This is a genomic window from Rhodococcus sp. APC 3903 (assembly GCF_030407755.1).
GTDB classification, from domain to species: Bacteria; Actinomycetota; Actinomycetes; order Mycobacteriales; family Mycobacteriaceae; genus Rhodococcus_F; species Rhodococcus_F erythropolis.
The window spans coordinates 44,002-62,276 of sequence record NZ_JASDCV010000008.1; the positions used below are offsets into that span (position 1 = coordinate 44,002).

Below are 18,275 nucleotides of genomic sequence, written 5' to 3' on the forward strand. Positions count from 1 at the left end.
GGCGACTCAGACCCGATCCGGCACCACGACGACGGGCTCGAGGATCTCGGCCCGCGACTCCGGCGCTGCGGCGCGCAATGCGTCGGCCGACTCGTCGTCCGGCTGGGTCTGAGACTCGATTTCGGCTTCGACACGCGCTCGGTACGTGTCGACCTCGCGTTCGACGGTGGCGGCATCCCAACCGAGAATCGGGGCAACCAATCCGGCGACCTGCTGTGCGCAGTTGACACCACGATGCGGATATTCGATTGCGATACGCGTACGGCGGGCGAGGATGTCGTCGAGGTGCAGTGCCCCCTCGGCCGCGGCGGCGTACACAGCTTCGACCTGAAGGTAATCGGGCGCGTCCGTGATGGGCTGCAACAACTCCGGTGTCTGCCGGCCGAGTTCGAGGACCTCGGTGATGAGCGAACCGTAGCGGTCGAGCAGGTGCTTGACGCGATACGGATGCAAGCCGTACTGCTCGCCCAGTTGCACGGTCTGGTTGATCAACGCGAAGTATCCGTCGGCGCCGACGAGCGGTACCTTCTCCGTGATCGACGACGCAACCCGCGCCGGAATGTCTTCTGCTGCGACGTCGACGGCGTCTTCCGCCATGACCCGATACGTCGTGTACTTTCCGCCGGCGATGGCGACCAGACCTGGAGCCACACGGGCAACGGCGTGCTCGCGCGAGAGCTTCGACGTCTCGTCGCTTTCACCGGCAAGCAGCGGACGCAGGCCGGCGTACACACCGTCGATGTCGGCGTGCGTCAACGGCGTGACCAGGACGGAGTTCACGTGGCCGAGGATGTAGTCGATATCTGCTTTGGTTGCCGCCGGATGTGCGAGATCCAGGTTCCAGTCGGTATCAGTGGTGCCGATGATCCAGTGACTGCCCCACGGAATGACGAACAGCACCGACTTCTCGGTACGCAGGATGATGGCGGCTTCACTGACGATGCGATCGCGCGGGACGACGATGTGTACGCCCTTCGACGCTCGCACCCGGAACCGTCCGCGCTGACGTGAGAGCGCTTGGATCTCGTCCGTCCAGACACCGGTCGCATTGATGACGACGTGACCCTTGACCTCGGCGGTACGGCCGTCTTCGCAGTCGCGAACACGAACTCCCGAGACCCGATCCGCTTCCCGCAGAAAGCCGACTACCTGCGTCGACGTTCGGACGACCGCGCCGTAGTGTGCAGCGGTCCGTGCGACGGTCATGGTGTGCCGAGCGTCGTCGACGACGGTGTCGTAGTACTGGATGCCACCGGTCAGCGAACTGCGCTTGAGGCTCGGCGACATGCGTAGTGCGCCCGCCCGCGTCAAGTGCTTCTGGGAGGGGACCGACTTTGCGCCGCCCATTCGGTCGTAGAGGAAGATTCCCGCCGCCATGTACGGGCGCTCCCACACTCGGTGAGCCAGAGGGAACAGGAACTTCAGCGGCTTGACCAGGTGCGGAGCGAGCGTGGTCAGCGAGAGTTCGCGCTCACGCAATGCTTCACGAACGAGGCCGAATTCGAGTTGCTCTAGATAGCGGAGACCGCCGTGGAACATCTTCGACGAGCGACTGGACGTGCCGGATGCGTAGTCACGGGCCTCGACCAACGCAACCTTGAGTCCGCGGGTGGCCGCATCGAGCGCAGCCCCGACACCGACAACACCGCCGCCGACAACGACGACGTCGAATTGCTCGGTCTGAAGCTGTTCCCAAGCAGCTTCACGCTGCTGCGGGCCGAGAAACTGCGCACCTTGCTGCTTACTCAACCCGGTCTCCTGTAAGTCGACGACGAATCCGTTTACAGGCTAGTAGCTTGATCCACATACTGCGACAGCGCACGGATAACTGCGAACGCGCCCGAACATAGGAGCACAGTGAATCAATACATCGCCGCCATCGACCAAGGCACGACGTCGAGCCGCTGCATGATCTTCGATCACGACGGCGCCGTGGTGAGCGTTGCGCAGAAAGAACACGAACAGATTTTCCCGCGTGCCGGTTGGGTCGAGCACGACCCGGTTGCGCTGTGGATCAACACCCGGGAGGTGGTGGCCGGTGCTCTCGCGAAGGTCGACCTCACGCGAGCCGACATCGCGGCCGTCGGAATCACGAATCAGCGTGAGACGGCCGTCGTTTGGGAGCGTTCGACGGGCAAGCCGATCTACAACGCGATCGTGTGGCAGGACACGCGCACGGATCAACTGTGTGTCGAACTGGGCGGCGACGAGGGTCCGGACAAGTACCGAGACAAGACCGGACTGCCGCTCTCGACCTACTTCGCCGGGCCGAAGATCCGGTGGATTCTCGACAACGTGGACGGCGCGAGAGCCAAAGCGGAGGCCGGAGAATTGTGCTTCGGCACCGTCGACACGTGGATCGTATGGAACCTGACCGACGGTGTTCACGTGACAGATGTCACCAATGCGTCACGCACGATGCTGATGGATCTCGAGACCCTTCATTGGGACGAATCGATCTGCGCGGACTTCGGAATCCCGATGTCGATGCTCCCGGAAATCCGTAGTTCGTCCGAGGTCTACGGCACCGGCCGTCCTCGCGGCAATCTCGCCGGTGTGCCGGTCGCCGGAATCCTCGGTGACCAGCAGGCAGCCACATTCGGCCAGGCCTGCCTCTCCGAGGGTGAAGCCAAGAACACCTACGGCACCGGCAATTTCATGCTTCTCAACACCGGAACGAAGCCGGTGCACAGCAAGCACGGACTGCTGACGACCGTCTGCTACAAACTCGGCGAAGCCCCTGCCGTCTACGCACTCGAAGGTTCCGTCGCGGTGACCGGCTCCTTGGTCCAGTGGCTTCGGGACAATCTCGGAATCATTCAGAACGCCAAGGACATCGAGCCACTCGCCGCAAGTGTCGACGACAACGGCGGCGCCTACTTCGTACCCGCGTTCTCCGGACTGTTCGCACCCCGGTGGCGACCGGATGCTCGCGGCGTGATCGTCGGCCTGACGCGGTTCGTCAACAAGGGACACCTGGCTCGCGCGGCGCTCGAGGCGACGGCATACCAAACCCGTGAGGTCATCGACGCCATGCGTGCGGATTCGGGAGTCGAACTGTCCGCGCTGAAGGTCGACGGCGGCATGGTGGTCAACGAAACCCTGATGCAGTTCCAGTCGGACATCCTCGGAGTTCCCGTCATCCGTCCGGTGGTCAACGAAACGACAGCACTCGGCGCTGCGTATGCAGCGGGCCTCGCCATCGGTTATTGGGCCGACACCGAAGACATCCGCAACAACTGGGCCGTCGGCCAAACCTGGGAACCGGCGATGGACGAATCCGAAAGGTCACGGCTGTACGCGGAGTGGAACAAGGCCGTCGAGCGGACGTACAACTGGTCCGAGTAATCACCCCGATCCTTCCATACCGGAAGAGCTGATCATGGTCGCCTATTGATACTCCTGAGGTATCAATAGGCGACCAAGTTGGTATTGGACGTGACCTACACCACTCTGCGAATCTCATTCAGGCGCGCCACGTTTCGGCGCCGCGAATGTTGCAGAGAAAGGTCGCCACGCATGAGTTCACCCACTCGCAGTTCCGAGGAGATCAACGCCAAGGCACGAAGAGCCGGTATCGCTTCATTCATCGGAACCACCATCGAGTGGTACGACTTCTATATCTACGGCACCGCTGCTGCCCTGGTATTCGGCGAGATCTTCTTCTCCGACACACTGCCGAACGGAGTCGGCACGCTCCTCGCCTTCATCACCCTGTGGGCAGGCTTCCTCGCCAGGCCGATCGGCGGGATCATCTTCGGTCATCTCGGCGACCGGATCGGGCGCAAGAACACTCTGGTCTTCACCTTGATGATGATGGGCGTCGCCACTGTCGGGATCGGACTCCTCCCCACCTACGCGCAGGTCGGCATGTGGGCCCCGATCGGTCTGGTCACCCTTCGCGTGATCCAAGGAATTGCGGTCGGTGGTGAGTGGGGTGGCGCGGTACTCATCGCCAGCGAGAACGCGCCGAAGGGCAAGAGCATCCTCTACTCCGCGTTCGCTCAGCAGGGCTCCCCCGCGGGAAATCTGTTGGCAACCATCGCATTCTTCCTACTGTCCTCGATGCCGACGCCGTCATTCCTTCTCTACGGCTGGCGAATCCCTTTTCTCGTTTCGGCAGGCCTGGTCATCCTCGGCATGATCATTCGCCTGAAACTCGAAGAGTCCGATGAGATGAAGGCCGTTCTCGCCCGCAAGAAGGTCGTCAAACTTCCGCTCGCCGAAGTATTGCGCAAGCATTGGGTGCTGGTTCTCCTCGGCGCCGGCGCACTCCCCCTCGCCCAGGTCACCTATTTCAAGAACACCTTCGCATTGTCCTGGGCTACAAAAGAACTCGGATACGACCGCGGCACATTCCTCGCCGCTATCGCGATCGCACTTGTCGTGCAGTTCATCGTCCAACCGTTCGGGGCCGTTCTGGTTTCCAAGATAGACATGCGGAAGGCCATGTGCCTGATGGTGATACCGGAGTTCGTTCTCATGCCCGCGATGTTCTTTGCCATCAGAACCGGGAACTTCACCATCGCAGTCGTTGCGATGTGTCTCGCCACGATCCCGCACTCGATGTTCTACGGCGCCATCGCCGGCGTTCTCGCTCGCGCCTTCCCTGCGAACATCCGTTACACGGGTCTGTCGACGGCGTATCAACTGTGTTCCCTTGTCGTCGGCGGCGGAACTCCGGTACTGGCGCAGTGGATGCTCAACACGTCAGGCAACATCGTCGGGGTCGCGATCGTGTCCGGACTGTACGCACTTGTCTCGCTGATCTGCACCCTTCTCCTGCTCCGACGTACCGGCTACAACGCAAGCGAACTCTCGACGGCCGAGCAAGCGGATTACGACGAGCTCGAACTCGAGAACGCTCTTGCCGATACTGCAAACTCGCCGAAGTCCGAAGCGGGTGAAATTCCTACCGGTCGGGCAACCGTCTAAGCCAGGGACGGCAGCGCCTGCTCGGACAATTTCAACACTTCGAGAAGAGCAGGTCTGTCGTCTCCATCTCGCCAGGCGATACGCAGTTGAAGGGGAGGAGGTGGATCCATGACGGGAACAAAGACAACATCAGGGTTCACGATGCTTTGGGCCACCGACGAAATAGTCAACGAGCATCCGATTTCCGCGGACACCAGCGCGATCAACGACATCGAATCCGGTGCCGTCTGCACGATTCGAGCCAGGAACCCTGCGTTCTTCGACGCAGTGAGCAGAGACTCCCGCAGAATCGAACCCGGCTCCGCCGGAAGCGTCACCCAATTCTCGGACTCCAATTCGATCAACCGAACCGATTCCCTCGACGCCATCGGATGGTCTTTCGACATGGCAACCAGAAAGTTCTCCTCGGCGATCAATCTCGACGTGATCCCGAGCGGCGGGACGGTCCACCGGACCATCCCGATGTCGAGGCGTCGATCGAGCAACATCAACAACGCCTCGTTCGCGAAAGCGGAACTGTCGAGCACGAATTCGATACCGGGATTCGTCTTTCTCACCAATTTCGCCCACCGCCCGACGAGTAGGTGCGACGAGGTTCCCGCGAAGCCCAGGCGAACGCGACCTGTCGTTCCCTGGCCTGCCGCGGATACCGCGATCTCGGCCATCCGGCACGCATCCAGAATTTCGCGCGCCGGAAGCAGCAGTGCTTCACCGGCAGCAGTCAACCGCACAGTTCGAGTACTTCGATCGAACAACGGCGAACCGAGCTGTTTCTCGAATTGCCTGATCGTTCGACTCAGCGGCGGTTGCGCAATCCGAAGGCGCTGAGCCGCACGGCCGAAATGTAGCTCCTCAGCCACCGCGAGAAATGCGTTGATCTGATGAATTTCCACCCGACATTGTTGCGCCAGACTGGCCGACGATGTCAAGTTTCCGAAACCGACCAAGTGCGCGAGAACGTAAGAAGAGGTACACACGTGGACAAGACGCTCTCGATGAAAGAGGCCATCGGTCGATACGTCGGCGACGGAATGACTGTTGCGTTGGAGGGCTTTTCGCATCTCATTCCATTTGCCGCGGCACACGAGATCATCCGGCAGGGCAGGAAGGACCTCACGCTGTGCCGGATGACGCCGGACATCGTTTCCGACCAACTCGTCGCCGCCGGCTGCGTCCGAAAGCTGGTCGCTTCGTTCTTCGCCAGCGGCTCCGCAGGTTCTCTGTACGAGTTACGCAGACGCATCGAGAACCAGGACCCGCTCCCCCTCGAAGTCGAGGAATACAGCCATTACGGCATGGTGTGCCGGTATCAGGCGGGAGCCGCCAGGCTTCCCTTCTTCCCGCTACGGTCGTACGCCGGTAGTGATCTACCCGCACTCAACCCACAACTGAGACTCGTCGAGGACCCGTACGGCGGCGGGAGCGTCTACGTTGTGCCGCCATTGAATCCGGATGTCACGATCATCGGCGCACAGCGAGCGGACACGTCCGGGAACGCGCAGATCTGGGGCATCGCCGGGGTGCAGCAAGAGGCCGTGTACGCCGCGAAGAAGGCAATCGTCGTTGTCGAAGAACTGGTCGACGACGAGGTCATCAGGTCAGACCCGAGCCGAACTCTGATTCCCTCGCATGCAGTCGACGCGGTTGTCGTCTGCCCGCGCGGCGCACACCCGTCGTACGCGCAGGGATACTACGACCGCGATTGCGGCTTCTACCGACGCTGGACCGAAATCTCCAAAGACCCTTCACGGCTGAGAAATTGGCTCGACGAATGGGTGTACGCACTCGACAGTCACGGCGAGTATCTCGCCAAACTCGGAGCCGACTACTGGTCGGATCTCGAGGTCGGACCAAAACTCTCCACACCAGTCGACTACGGGAGCAGACTATGACCACCACGATCGACACCGGTAACACCACCTCCACCGAAACGATCGTCGCCGTCGCGGCACGCGAATTGGCGGGTAAGCGCCGGGTCTTCGCCGGAGTTGGGCTACCCACGCTCGCAGTCGATCTCGCGCGGCACACGTCGAATCCGGACGTCGAGCTGATCTACGAATCCGGAGTGTGCGGTGCACATCCGTCGGCAATGGCCGAGGGTATCGCGGACTCCGTGGTTGTCTCCGGTGCCGAATCCGTGCTGAGCATGGCCGCGCTCTTCGGTTACGTCCTGCAAGGTGGCAACGTCGACGTCGGATTTCTCGGGGCCGCTCAAATCGATCGAACGGGCAGTCTGAACACAAGTTTCATCGGTGACTGGAAGAACCCGACGGTCAGACTGCCCGGAGCGGGCGGGGCCGTCGAGATCATCGCGAACGCCGCCGAGATCTTCGTCGTGATGCGTCGCCACGATCTCAGTTCCTTTCCGGCCGAGCTCGACTTCTGCACCTCACCCAGCCCCGCCCGCGCCCACGCCAGCGGTAAGGGCATCATGCCGGCAGGTGCAGGAGTGACCAAGGTATTCACCAACCTCGGCGTCCTGACACACCAGGGCCCCGGCGGCGAATTGGAGTTGACCAGCGTCCACGAGGGAATCTCGGTCGATCAAGTCCGAGAGTCGACGGGATGGGACCTCGCCGTCGCCGAGCACGTCACCATCACCACCCCACCATCGAGCACGGAGATCGATCTGCTCCGCAACACTATCGACAAGGTCAGGCTGTACCTGCGGTAACACTCTTCCGGAGCCTGCCGACGGCATCGACCAGCACGGCTTCGGGATACGTCGCGAAACACAGTCGAGCGCTTCGACCGAGGTCAGCTTCGACCGCGAAGGCCGAACCTGGGACAAATGCCACGCCGTGCTCGAGCGCGGCACCCAGGAGTTCGGTGGTGTCGACGTCGTCGACGAAATCCATCCAACAGAACATCCCGCCGCGGACCTCGGAAAAGCGTGCACGCCCACTCAATTCCGTCTCGGCGGCCGTGACCAACGCCTTCGCTCTGGCGCCGTAACCCTCCCGGAGCTTGTCGAGGTGCGTTTCCAACCATTCGACGTCGGAGAAGAGGTCTGCGGCGATCTGCTGGGTGAGCGAAGACCCGCACAGGTCAGCGCCTTGCTTGATCAGTTCGACCGCCTCGCAGACCTTTCGGTCGCCGTGCAGCCACCCGACGCGCAGCGCCGGTGCCAACACTTTGGAAGCACTGGACAGCCGAATCACCCTGTCCGACAACGCCGCCAGCGGTGCGGGCGGTTTCTCGCCGAAGTACAGTTCGCCGTACGGGTCGTCCTCGAGAACCCAGAACCCGTATCGGTCCGCCAGTGCCGCCAAGTGCGCTCGCCGCTGCGCCGAAAGCACCGCGCCCCGCGGGTTGTGGAAATTGCTCACGGTGTGCACGACTTTGGGCCGAAGACCGGCGGCGAGTTTCGTCTCGAGCGCGTCGGTGTCCATTCCGTCCTCGTCCAACTGGACGGGAACGAGACGAGCCTGCGCCGTCCGAAAGACCTGCAGCGCACCGGTATATGCCGGTTCCTCCACGACCACAACGTCACCGGCGTCGAGGAGGACCTGCGCGAGCAGGCTCAAACCTTGCTGAGAACCGTGTGTGATCACAACTTCGGACACGTCGAGTGCCCGCCCGATCTTGGAGGATTCGCGCTCGGCGATCACCTCACGGAGGCGCCGCAGGCCTGACGTCTCGCCGTATTGAACGGACGAGGGGTCACCGAGTGCGTCGTGGGCTGCCTTCGAGATTCGTTCCCGCGGAATGAAATCAGGATCGGGTAGTCCGCCGGCCAAGCTGATGACGTCGGGTCGGGCAGTCAAGGTGAGCAGATCGCGAATTGCAGAACTACGGAGTCCGTCCATACGAGCGGACAGCGCGGCGTGTGTCATGTGAAGCTCCCAGGCACGCAGAATGAAGGTCAGAGGAAAACACCCTGAGCCGTCCTGGGTCAACGGGGCGGGAGAGCGCCGAGATACCGACCCTTGATTCGGTCGGTATCTCGACTATCTCACCAATACTTCAGTATGTGAAACAGACTTCTCACATTGTAAGAAGACTCTGGTCCGTTCTCAGTCCAGGTCGTCGTGACGCATGAGCTGACGAGCTGCCTCGGTGATCGATCCGGTCAGCGACGGGTACACCGAGAACGTCTGAGCCAGGTCGTTGACCGTCAGGTTGTTCTGCACGGCGATCGCAATCGGCAGGATGAGTTCCGAAGCGGTGGGCGCGACCACAACACCGCCGATGACCACGCCGGTAGCCGGGCGGCAGAAGATTTTCACGAAGCCGCGGCGCAAACCGGACATCTTGGCGCGCGGGTTGGTGTTGAGCGGCAACATGACGGTGCGAGCAGGCACCTCTCCGTTGTCGATCGCGGCCTGCGAAACACCCACCGTTGCAATTTCGGGGCGCGTGAAGACGGCCGATGCGACGGTCTTCAACTTGATCGGGCTGACGCCTTCACCGAGTGCGTGGTACATCGCGATACGTCCCTGCATCGCAGCCACCGACGCGAGCGGGAGCAGTCCGGTGCAGTCACCGGCGGCGTAGATACCGGAAACCGTGGTGCGCGAGACCCGGTCGACACGCAGGTATCCACCCTTGTCCAACTCGATGCCGACGCGCTCCAGGCCGAGACCGTTGGTGTTGGGGACGGAACCGACGGTCATCAGAGCGTGGCTTCCTTCGACCGTGCGGCCGTCGGAGAGCTTGACGATGATGCCCTTCTCGGTGCGCTCGACGGCGTCTGCGCGGGCGTGCTTGACGAGGGTGACACCGCGCTCGGCGAGGGCGTCCTCGAGCACGAGCGCCGCATCGGCATCCTCGCCGGGCAGAACACGGTCACGACTGGACACGAGTGTGACCTTGACGCCCATCTCGGTGTAGGCGGAGACGAACTCGGCACCGGTGACACCGGAACCGACCACGACCAGGTGCTCGGGCAGCTCGTCCAAGTCGTAGAGCTGACGCCACGTCATGATTCGCTCACCGTCGGGCTCGGCTCCCGGGATGATGCGGGGGCTGGCGCCGGTGGCGATCAACACGACGTCTGCGTCGATGGTCTTCTGCTCGCCGCTTCCGAGCGTCGCGCGAACCTGGTGTGCTGCCATACCGAGGAGCGGATCGGTCAGTTCGGCGGTGCCGGAGAGAACCTCGACGCCGACCGTCTGCAACCGTGCGCGAATGTCCGAGGACTGGGACAACGCGAGACTCTTGACTCGGGAGTGGATCTTCGGCAGTGACACCGAAGCCTGCTCCGGATCCAGAGTGATGCCGAGGTCGGATGCACGACGCATGTCGGTGCGGATTCCGGTGGACGCGATGAACGTCTTCGACGGGACACAGTCGAACAGCACACACGCGCCGCCGACGCCGTCCGAATCGACCAGGGTGACCGTGGCCCCGTGCTGCGCGGCTACCAGTGCCGCCTCGTAGCCGGCGGGTCCGCCACCGATGATCACGATCCGGGTCATGTGTCCTCCAAGTCCTCGCGTGGCCGGCAGGGGTCTCCCGTCGACCAGTGTCACGCTATTCGAGCACCACGTGTCGCGCAGTGCTTGTACCAGATTACTTGCGTCCGGTGGTCCGCTTCGCCACACCCTCGGACCACGGTTTAGGCTTGCGCCCGTGTCGATTTATGCCGCCTACGGTTCCAACATGCATCCCGAGCAGATGTTGTTGCGCTGCCCACACTCGCCCATGTCCGGGACAGGGTGGCTGCGAGGCTGGCGCCTGACCTTCAGCGGCGAGGACCTCGGCTGGGAGGGGGCTCTCGCCACCGTGGTCGAAGACCCCGATTCCAGTGTTTTCGTGGTCCTCTACGACGTCCCGGAAGAGGACGAAGTGAGTCTGGACCGCTGGGAAGGTGCCGAACTCGGTCTGCACCGCAAGATCCGCGTGCGGGTCGACACCGCAGGCGATGCGGTGCTCGCTTGGCTCTACGTCATGGATGCGTACGAAGGCGGGCTGCCGTCGGCCCGCTACATCGGCGTGATGGCCGACGCCGCCGAGATTGCCGGAGCGCCGGCCGAGTACGTGCGAGAGTTGCGGACGAGAAACAGCCGCAACGTGGGTCCGGGTAACGGTGTTACCGATTAGATAGCTGTCCTGCTCAAAGCAGCAGGAAATACGCGAGCACTGCAAGTGCTGCGAGTACCACCACAATCGTCAGGCCGATGAGCACACGCTTGGAACCGCGTGACTCCGATTCGCCTGCGGCAACTGCAGTTTCCGGCTCGACTGTTGCCACCCCGGTTGCAGTTTCAGCCGCCACCTTCTCACGTCCGAGAGTGTCGAACACCTCCGTCACGTCGTGTGAAGGCGGCAAACCGATCGGAACGATCGTGTGCGACGTCGAGGTGAAACCGGCAGCCAGAATTGCGGCCCCCAGCGCGGCCGACTGCTCCGGTCCGGGCCCGAGTTCACATCTGACACCGAGCTTTTCGGCGATTCCGGCCGCTATGGACATCATGGCTGCTTTGTCTGTCGCCGGTTCTCCGTCACCGGTGACGACTACGGCGTCCAGGTTCTCCGGCATCCAACCGAACGCACCTAGTGCCGTCGCGAGGCGTGAACTCGGTGAACTCCCGTCGCCGGCGAAGCCGAATGCGCGGCCGGCGGCGACGCCCGAACGCACCAGCGTGACCGCTGCCCCGGTGTCGTCGACGTGATAGATGCCGATGAGCGTGCCGGCGAGTGCCGCGATTTCCGACTCGAACCACGCCGAGACCGCCTCGGCGTCCGAGACGAGAGTGACCCGCTCGAGGCCTGCATAGACCAGTGAATCCTGCATGAGGGCCGCTGTGGACGAGTCCCAGCGCGACGGGTAGGTCGCGACGATGTCGGGCGCTCCCCCACTTCGACCACCACGATCGGGCAGCGGCTCGCATTCCTGCAATAGGCAGCGAATCGACGTCGCCACCAAATCCTCGGCGCGGTAACGGGTATCGGCCGTTCCGGAGACGCCACTCGGGTCCCCCACACGGCCGACAAAACCTGACCATGATTCCGAGAATTCACGGCCGGCACCCAATTGCTCGGTACCGCCGAGCACGGTCGTTCCGTCCTTGCGTTGATTGAGAATCGTGTCCCTGACCAACACCACCGGATCGGCCGAACCCGGATCGTTGGACGCAACTACAGCCGTCGACACCAATGTGCCGATTCGCACTCCCACACCTATGGACATGCCCGTACCTTCACTCGAACGACACGAAAAACGGTACCCCCGACGGGAACCGGAACTATCCCAGAACCAGGCTCGTCAGAACCTTCACACCGACGCCGAGTGCACGCTCGTCGAGATCGAAAGTGGGTTGGTGGATGTCGAGCTGATCGCCTTCACCCGACCACACGCCGAGCCGCGCCATGGCACCCGGCACGGTTTCGAGGTACCACGAAAAGTCTTCGCCACCACCGGATTGCGGGGTGTCCGCCAAAGCATCTTGTCCGACGGTCGCGATGGCGTCCTCGAACATCCGAGTGGACACCTCATCGTTGACGACCGGTGGCACTCCACGACGATAGTTGAGTTGGTAGCGAACTCCGGTGGGCGCGAGGAGTCCGTGGACGATTTCTTCCACGAGCGGTTCGAGCAACTCCCACGTGTCGTGATCGCCGGTACGTACCGTGCCCGTCATCATGCCGGTCTGCGGAATCGCGTTGGGCGCCTGACCTGCACTGACCGCACCCCACACCATCACGGTGCCGGTACGCGGATCGATACGACGGCTGAGCATTCCCGGCAGCCCGGTCACGACTGTGCCGAGTGCGTAGATGAGGTCCGTGGTCAGGTGCGGCCTCGACGTGTGCCCACCCGGAGAGTCGAGAACGACCTCGATCGTGTCTGCAGCAGAGGTGATCGCGCCCAGACGCATTCCGACCTGGCCTGCCTCGAGTCGCGGATCGCAGTGCAGAGCAAAGATTCTGGACACGCCGTCGAGCGCGCCGGCAGCGATGACGTCGAGTGCACCACCAGGCATGACTTCCTCGGCGGGCTGGAAGATCAGCCGAACCCCGACGGGAAGTTCGGGCAGCGTGGCCAGAGCCAATCCGGCGCCGAGCAGGATGGTGGTGTGGGCGTCGTGCCCGCATGCATGAGACACACCGGGGACCGTGGACGAGTACGTCGCCCCGGTCGCCTCCTGCATCGGCAAAGCGTCCATGTCGGCGCGAAGTGCGATTCGCGGCCCCTCAGGTCCGATGTCGCACGTGAGCCCGGTGCCACCGGGAAGGATCTTCGGCGACAGCCCAGCGGCGGTGAGGCGGGTCGCGACGAATTCGGTGGTCGCGTATTCGCGGCGAGCCAACTCCGGGTTGGCATGGATGTGTCGACGCCACGCGACGAGGTCGTCGGTGTGCGCGTGAATCCACGTGTCGATTGCCGCGTTCACCGGCGATCTACCCCTTCCAACAGACGGGCGCGTTGTTCTGGATCGGACGCTACCCGGAGAGCAGTGCGGGCCAACGCAATTGCACCGTCGACTACCGCTCGATCTGCGGAGGTGGTGATACACGCGGCCGCGAACTCCGGCTGATGTGTCACTGCCCCCGATGAATCCAAGCCTATGACCGGGTGAATTCCCGGAATCACATTGGTCACATTACCCATATCCGTACTACCCAGTGGACGGGAGCGCTCCCATTCCGCTGCCAGTGGCACCCGCCCGAGGTCGACGATCTGTTCACGGTACGCCGCCGCCAGCCACGGATCGGGGGTCAACTCGGTGTAAGTGGGCGATACCGTGCGGATTTCGTGGGTGCATCCGGTGCCGAGTGCGCCCGAGGCGAAGCAGGCGTCGGCACGCTCGGACAGATTGGCCAACGACGCGGCCGTCTCGGCACGCAGGTAGTACAGCAGTTCGGACCGAGCCGGAACGATGTTGGGAGCCGTGCCGCCATCTCTGACGATTCCGTGAATCTGTTGCCCTGGCTGGAGGTGCTGGCGCAACAGTCCGACCGCCACCTGCGCGAGCGTCGCGGCATCGGCGGCATTACGACCGAATTCCGGCGCAGCAGAGGCGTGCGCTTCGCGACCGTGATAGCTGACGGCGATGTCCGCCAGGGCCAGCGAGGTGGCACCGATGATGTCGATCGGTCCTGGATGAACCATCATGGCCGCGCCGACGCCGTCGAATGCACCACGCTCGAGCATCAGAACTTTGCCGCCACCGGTTTCCTCCGCGGGAGTACCGATCACTCGGACTGTGATCCCCAGTTCATCGGCCACGGTAGCCAACGCGATGCCGGCCCCGACCGCGGCGGCGGCAATGATGTTGTGCCCACAGGCATGACCGATCTCGGGCAGCGCGTCGTACTCGGCGCAGATCGCGATGACCAACTCTCCACTGCCGTAGGTGGCATCGAAGGCCGTCGGCAGATCGACGATCCCGTGAGTGACCGCGAAACCGTGCTGCGCCAGCAGGTCCGACACTTTGGCAGCGCTGCGGAACTCCTCGAAGGCAAGTTCCGGATCGCTGTGAATCGAATGCGACAGCGCAATCAGATCAGCCTCTACGGACCTGACTGCGCTGTCGACATTCTGGTTCACGCGATCATTGTCTCACCCGAAGGAGAAGTTGCTCTTGTCAGTCACCTGAGCGAGGTCCGCAAGCGCATCGCGGTGGATGCCTGCCTTGATTCCCGCCAAGTTCTTGCCGTGAGTCGACGTCAGTGCCGATGCCTTGGCCACTGCTGCGGCGAGTACTCCGTCGCCGTCGACCGTTTCCTGCACGATGCCGGCAGCAAGCGCGTCGGCGCCGCCGAATCGACGCCCCGTCGTCATCGCGTCGACTGCCGTCTGCTTGGGCAGACGACTGTTCAACAGTGCTGACATGCCGACAGTGAACGGCATGTTCAGTCCGACCTCGGGGAGGCAGTAGAAGCCGCGGTCCGCGCGCATGATCTGGAAGTCGTGCGAGGACGCGAGCATGGCGCCGGCGCCGAACGCGTGCCCCTGCACCGCCGCGACCGTGGCCATCGGGAAGGTCAACAAACGGCTGTAGATGGTGTGGACCTTGTCCAGGTAGCCGGGCAGACCGTCGAGATTGCCGAAGATCCACGTCGTGTCCAGGCCGTTCGTGTAGAACTTGCCCGTCGCCGTCGTCACCAGGGCTGCGGGTCCCTCGTGCGCTTCGACTTCGTCCAACTTGCTGTGAACAGCGTCGATCCACTCAGGGCCGAAGCGGTTCTCGTTGTCCGTTTCGCCCTCGTTGCCGAGGTACAGGATGAATACGTCGCCGTCGCGTTCGAGATAAGGCATGGATGGGAGAGTAACGCCCGCCAACTCACCCGGCGAACCGACCCGACTCCTCAGTAGGGTTGCTCACATGGGAACGATCGCCGAGGCCGCCGCCGCTGCTCTGTCCGCCATGACTGGCTCTTCGTCACCGTCAGTCGCCATCGTGCTCGGGTCGGGGTGGACCGATGCCGCAGACGTGTTCGGCGACGCCGGTGCGGACGTGACAGCCGAAGTCTCGATGGCGGATCTTCCTGGCTTCGCCCCACCGTCCGCTCTCGGCCATGCGGGCACCATTCGTTCGGTGCGCGTCGGAAACACCGAAGTTCTGCTGCTGCTCGGGCGCGCGCACGCATACGAGGGCCACGATCTCGGTACCGTCGTCCACCCGGTCCGGACAGCCATTGCTGCCGGCGCCGACACGGTCATCCTCACCAATGCGGCCGGCGGTATTCGCGAAAACTACACAGTCGGTCAACCGGTGCTGATCAGTGACCACCTGAACCTGACGGCCCGCTCTCCCCTCGTCGGCGCAGAGTTCGTCGACCTGGTCGACGCCTATTCGCCGGAACTGCGCGCGCTGGCTCGCTCGATCGACCCGGACCTTGCCGAGGGTGTTTACGCCGGGCTTCCCGGTCCGCACTACGAGACTCCGGCCGAGATTCGAATGCTTCGTACACTCGGCGCCGATCTGGTCGGCATGTCGACGGTTCACGAGACCATCGCGGCCCGCGCGCTCGGCGCCCGCGTTCTCGGCATCTCCATGGTCACCAATCTGGCCGCCGGAATCACGGGCGCCCCGCTCGACCATCAGGAAGTGCTGGCGGCAGGCAAAGCATCGGCCGCCCGGATGGGAGTGCTGCTGCGTCAACTGGTCGAGCAGCTGTGACACCACTGAACGTCACCGAGTGGATCGACGCCGATCCGGACCCAGTTACCCGCACAGAATTAGCCGCCCTTTCCGAACATGAACTGGCCGAACGCTTTTCCGCACCACTGACGTTCGGCACTGCTGGGCTTCGCGGGCCGGTGCGCGGCGGACCCAACGGCATGAACCTCGCGGTCGTCATCCGGACCACGGCCGGTCTGGCGGCCTGGCTGACAGCTCGCTGCCAGGGCGGGTCCCGCGTTGTGGTCGGCCGCGACGCCCGGCTCGGTTCAGAGGCATTTGCTCTCGCCGCCGCCGAGGTCATGGCAGCGGCCGGGTTCGAGGTGACCCTGCTCCCCCGCCCACTGCCGACACCGCTGGTGGCGTTCGCGGTGCGCAGGCTCGGGGCAGCGGCAGGTATCCAGATCACCGCCTCCCACAATCCTGCCGCCGACAACGGTTACAAGGTGTATCTCTCGGGCGGAGCGCAACTCGTCTCCCCCGCCGATCGTGAAATCGAGAGCGAGATCGCCCGCATCGGTAGTGCCGCCGACGTCGCGCGAGCATCGGTGATTCCGGCCGACGATTCTCTGGTCGCGGAGTACATCGCCCGCATCGCGACCCTCCCGCACGGCGACGCCCGCTCGATCCGGATTGCGCTCACGGCAATGCACGGCGTCGGCGGGGAGACTGCGACCGCGGCTCTGCGAGCAGCAGGATTCGAGGACGTGCACGTCGTGGCGGAGCAGTTCGATCCCGACCCCACGTTTCCGACCGTCGAGTTCCCCAATCCCGAAGAGCCTGGCGCCGCAGACCGCCTGCTCGCCCTTGCCCGAAGTGTCGACGCGGATCTGGCGATCGCACTCGACCCGGATGCCGACCGCTGCGCCGTCGGAGTTCGCGACGGTGATCAGTGGCGCATGTTGCGCGGCGACGAAACCGGGGTGCTCCTGGCCGACCACGTACTGCACACGGCGCCCGAAGATTCGTTGGTGGCGACGACGATCGTCTCCTCGACTCTGCTCTCGAAGTTGGCGAAAGCTCGCGGAGCCAGGTTTGCGCAGACACTCACCGGATTCAAGTGGCTCACGCGCGCCGGCGACGGACTCGTCTACGCCTACGAGGAAGCGATCGGGCACTGCGTCGATCCGGATGTGGTGCGGGACAAGGACGGAATCTCAGCTGCCGTTCTTGTGGCCGACCTGGCTGCCACCCTCGCGGGCAGCAACAGAACCCTGTTGGACGTTCTAGGCGACTATGCCGTCGAATTCGGACTGCATCGCGGGGACCAAGTATCCCGACGCGTCGAGGATTTGAGCGACATCGCCGAAATGATGAAACGACTACGCGCCGATCCTCCTGGCCAACTCGCGGGTGAGCCGGTCACGACCGAGGACTTGTCCCTGGTTCGCGGCGGTATGCGCACCGACGCAGTTATATTCGACGGGCCGTCGATCCGCGTGGTTGTTCGGCCGTCCGGAACCGAGCCCAAGCTCAAGTGTTATCTCGAAGTTGTCGTCCCGGTGGCGAACCGCGACGACCTCGCGAACGCACTAGAGCAGGCGAAGGCCCGGCTGGCCGAACTCCGAACCTTCGCCCTTTCGCTCTAGCGGGGTCCGAACTGCCGATCGCCGGCGTCACCGAGACCAGGGACGATGAAAGCGTTCTCGTCGAGTCCGTCATCGATGCTCGCGATGACCAGACGAACCGGGTGGCCGGACGCTGCCAGCGCGTCGACGCCGGCCGGAGCGGCCACGACGCACACTGCCGTGACATCCGTCGCGCCACGCGCAACCAGCAAGTCGATGGTGTGCACCATCGAGCCACCGGTGGCGAGCATCGGATCGAGCACGAACACCGGGATCCCGGACAGATCCGCCGGCAGGGATTCGAGGTACGGAACCGGCTGATGAGTCTCTTCGTCTCGGGCCATTCCGACAAAGCCGACGCCGGCCGACGGAATCAGCGCACTCGCCTGTTCGACCATGCCCAGACCGGCCCGCAGCACTGGTACCAACAACGGCGGCTTCGCGAGCCGGATGCCCGTCGTCGCTGCTACCGGGGTGTCGACCGGAAACTCCTCGACCTCCGCGTCACGCATGGCCTCGTAGACCAGCATGTGCGTGAGCCTGCGAAGTGCGGAACGAAAAGTTGCGTTCTCACTGCGTGCATCACGCATTGTCGTCAAGAGGGCCGCCGCGAGCGGATGGTCGACTACGTGCGTTTGCATGACCATCAGAATAGTTCCTCGGGAACCGGAGCACCCCGCGCGGCGTCCAAGAAGGAGTA

At 63.4% G+C, this 18,275-nt stretch carries 16 protein-coding genes; 7 read left to right on the plus strand and 9 right to left on the minus strand.

Features of this window, described 5'->3' with window-relative positions; translation table 11 throughout:
• Positions 1-6 precede the first annotated feature (6 nt).
• On the minus strand, positions 7-1,749 hold the full coding sequence (locus QMA15_RS13180) for a glycerol-3-phosphate dehydrogenase/oxidase (protein ID WP_047890264.1): 1,743 nt from the start codon (positions 1,747-1,749) through the stop codon (positions 7-9).
• Between the two features lie 108 nt (positions 1,750-1,857).
• On the opposite strand from QMA15_RS13180, the gene glpK reads away from it, so the two are divergent.
• Positions 1,858-3,348 (plus strand): glycerol kinase GlpK, encoded by a 1,491-nt coding sequence (gene glpK / locus QMA15_RS13185; protein ID WP_172933440.1) that lies wholly within the window; start codon positions 1,858-1,860, stop codon positions 3,346-3,348.
• Positions 3,349-3,519: 171 nt separating this feature from the next.
• Positions 3,520-4,935 carry an MFS transporter gene (locus QMA15_RS13190; protein ID WP_279163741.1) on the plus strand — a complete coding sequence of 472 codons (1,416 nt, stop codon included), beginning with the start codon at positions 3,520-3,522 and terminating at the stop codon, positions 4,933-4,935.
• Here QMA15_RS13190 and QMA15_RS13195 read toward each other — a convergent pair.
• A complete protein-coding gene (locus QMA15_RS13195; RefSeq protein ID WP_029537902.1) occupies positions 4,932-5,828 on the minus strand; it encodes a LysR substrate-binding domain-containing protein in 897 nt (298 codons plus the stop codon). The two genes, QMA15_RS13190 and QMA15_RS13195, sit on opposite strands and share 4 nt — an antisense overlap.
• 84 nt (positions 5,829-5,912) lie before the next feature.
• Here QMA15_RS13195 and QMA15_RS13200 point away from each other — a divergent pair, with 84 nt between their 5' ends.
• Positions 5,913-6,827 (plus strand): CoA-transferase, encoded by a 915-nt coding sequence (locus tag QMA15_RS13200; RefSeq protein WP_020907046.1) that lies wholly within the window; start codon positions 5,913-5,915, stop codon positions 6,825-6,827.
• Positions 6,824-7,609 carry a CoA-transferase gene (locus QMA15_RS13205; protein WP_211917052.1) on the plus strand — a complete coding sequence of 262 codons (786 nt, stop codon included), beginning with the start codon at positions 6,824-6,826 and terminating at the stop codon, positions 7,607-7,609. The genes QMA15_RS13200 and QMA15_RS13205 overlap by 4 nt, the downstream gene beginning before the upstream one ends.
• On the opposite strand, the gene QMA15_RS13210 is transcribed toward QMA15_RS13205, so the two are convergent.
• Positions 7,590-8,771: a PLP-dependent aminotransferase family protein gene (locus QMA15_RS13210; RefSeq protein WP_279163740.1), complete on the minus strand. Its 1,182-nt coding sequence runs from the start codon at positions 8,769-8,771 to the stop codon at positions 7,590-7,592. The two genes, QMA15_RS13205 and QMA15_RS13210, sit on opposite strands and share 20 nt — an antisense overlap.
• A gap of 180 nt (positions 8,772-8,951) precedes the next feature.
• The gene (locus QMA15_RS13215) at positions 8,952-10,355 is read right to left on the minus strand and encodes an NAD(P)H-quinone dehydrogenase (RefSeq protein WP_020969166.1); all 1,404 of its coding nucleotides are present in this window, start codon (positions 10,353-10,355) and stop codon (positions 8,952-8,954) included.
• 154 nt (positions 10,356-10,509) lie between these two features.
• On the opposite strand from QMA15_RS13215, the gene QMA15_RS13220 reads away from it, so the two are divergent.
• Entirely contained in the window at positions 10,510-10,980 is a 471-nt protein-coding gene (locus QMA15_RS13220; RefSeq protein ID WP_003940753.1) for a gamma-glutamylcyclotransferase, read from the plus strand.
• Between the two features lie 13 nt (positions 10,981-10,993).
• Here QMA15_RS13220 and QMA15_RS13225 read toward each other — a convergent pair whose 3' ends face one another.
• The 4 genes from QMA15_RS13225 to QMA15_RS13240 are packed head-to-tail and all read right to left on the minus strand — an operon-like array spanning position 10,994 to position 15,142.
• Positions 10,994-12,070, minus strand: coding sequence for a hypothetical protein (locus QMA15_RS13225; RefSeq protein ID WP_020907043.1), 1,077 nt, complete (start codon positions 12,068-12,070; stop codon positions 10,994-10,996).
• A gap of 55 nt (positions 12,071-12,125) precedes the next feature.
• Positions 12,126-13,274 (minus strand): M20 family metallopeptidase, encoded by a 1,149-nt coding sequence (locus tag QMA15_RS13230; RefSeq protein WP_003940741.1) that lies wholly within the window; start codon positions 13,272-13,274, stop codon positions 12,126-12,128.
• On the minus strand, positions 13,271-14,431 hold the full coding sequence (locus QMA15_RS13235) for a M20 family metallopeptidase (protein WP_279163739.1): 1,161 nt from the start codon (positions 14,429-14,431) through the stop codon (positions 13,271-13,273). Before QMA15_RS13235 ends, QMA15_RS13230 begins: the two co-directional genes overlap by 4 nt.
• 12 nt (positions 14,432-14,443) lie before the next feature.
• Positions 14,444-15,142 carry an enoyl-CoA hydratase-related protein gene (locus QMA15_RS13240; RefSeq protein ID WP_003940710.1) on the minus strand — a complete coding sequence of 233 codons (699 nt, stop codon included), beginning with the start codon at positions 15,140-15,142 and terminating at the stop codon, positions 14,444-14,446.
• Positions 15,143-15,209: 67 nt separating this feature from the next.
• Between QMA15_RS13240 and QMA15_RS13245 the strand changes: the two genes are divergently transcribed.
• Together QMA15_RS13245 and QMA15_RS13250 are read left to right on the plus strand one after the other, a co-directional pair.
• Positions 15,210-16,007 (plus strand): purine-nucleoside phosphorylase, encoded by a 798-nt coding sequence (locus tag QMA15_RS13245; protein WP_020907041.1) that lies wholly within the window; start codon positions 15,210-15,212, stop codon positions 16,005-16,007.
• Positions 16,004-17,596, plus strand: a complete 1,593-nt coding sequence (locus QMA15_RS13250) for a phospho-sugar mutase (protein ID WP_279163737.1) — start codon at positions 16,004-16,006, stop codon at positions 17,594-17,596. The genes QMA15_RS13245 and QMA15_RS13250 overlap by 4 nt, the downstream gene beginning before the upstream one ends.
• Here the strand turns inward: QMA15_RS13250 and upp are convergent.
• Positions 17,593-18,216 carry a uracil phosphoribosyltransferase gene (gene upp / locus QMA15_RS13255; RefSeq protein WP_007727319.1) on the minus strand — a complete coding sequence of 208 codons (624 nt, stop codon included), beginning with the start codon at positions 18,214-18,216 and terminating at the stop codon, positions 17,593-17,595. The two genes, QMA15_RS13250 and upp, sit on opposite strands and share 4 nt — an antisense overlap.
• Positions 18,217-18,275: the final 59 nt, after the last annotated feature.

What these genes read in the sequence shown, in the direction of transcription:
- QMA15_RS13190 (WP_279163741.1), top strand. Translation starts at nt 3,520, where the DNA reads ATGAGTTCACCCACTCGCAGTTCCGAGGAGATCAACGCCAAGGCACGA.
- QMA15_RS13205 (WP_211917052.1), top strand. Translation starts at nt 6,824, where the DNA reads ATGACCACCACGATCGACACCGGTAACACCACCTCCACCGAAACGATC.
- QMA15_RS13210 (WP_279163740.1), bottom strand. Translation starts at nt 8,771, where the DNA reads ATGACACACGCCGCGCTGTCCGCTCGTATGGACGGACTCCGTAGTTCT.
- QMA15_RS13215 (WP_020969166.1), bottom strand. Translation starts at nt 10,355, where the DNA reads ATGACCCGGATCGTGATCATCGGTGGCGGACCCGCCGGCTACGAGGCG.
- QMA15_RS13225 (WP_020907043.1), bottom strand. Translation starts at nt 12,070, where the DNA reads ATGTCCATAGGTGTGGGAGTGCGAATCGGCACATTGGTGTCGACGGCT.
- QMA15_RS13240 (WP_003940710.1), bottom strand. Translation starts at nt 15,142, where the DNA reads ATGCCTTATCTCGAACGCGACGGCGACGTATTCATCCTGTACCTCGGC.
- QMA15_RS13245 (WP_020907041.1), top strand. Translation starts at nt 15,210, where the DNA reads ATGGGAACGATCGCCGAGGCCGCCGCCGCTGCTCTGTCCGCCATGACT.
- upp (WP_007727319.1), bottom strand. Translation starts at nt 18,216, where the DNA reads ATGCAAACGCACGTAGTCGACCATCCGCTCGCGGCGGCCCTCTTGACG.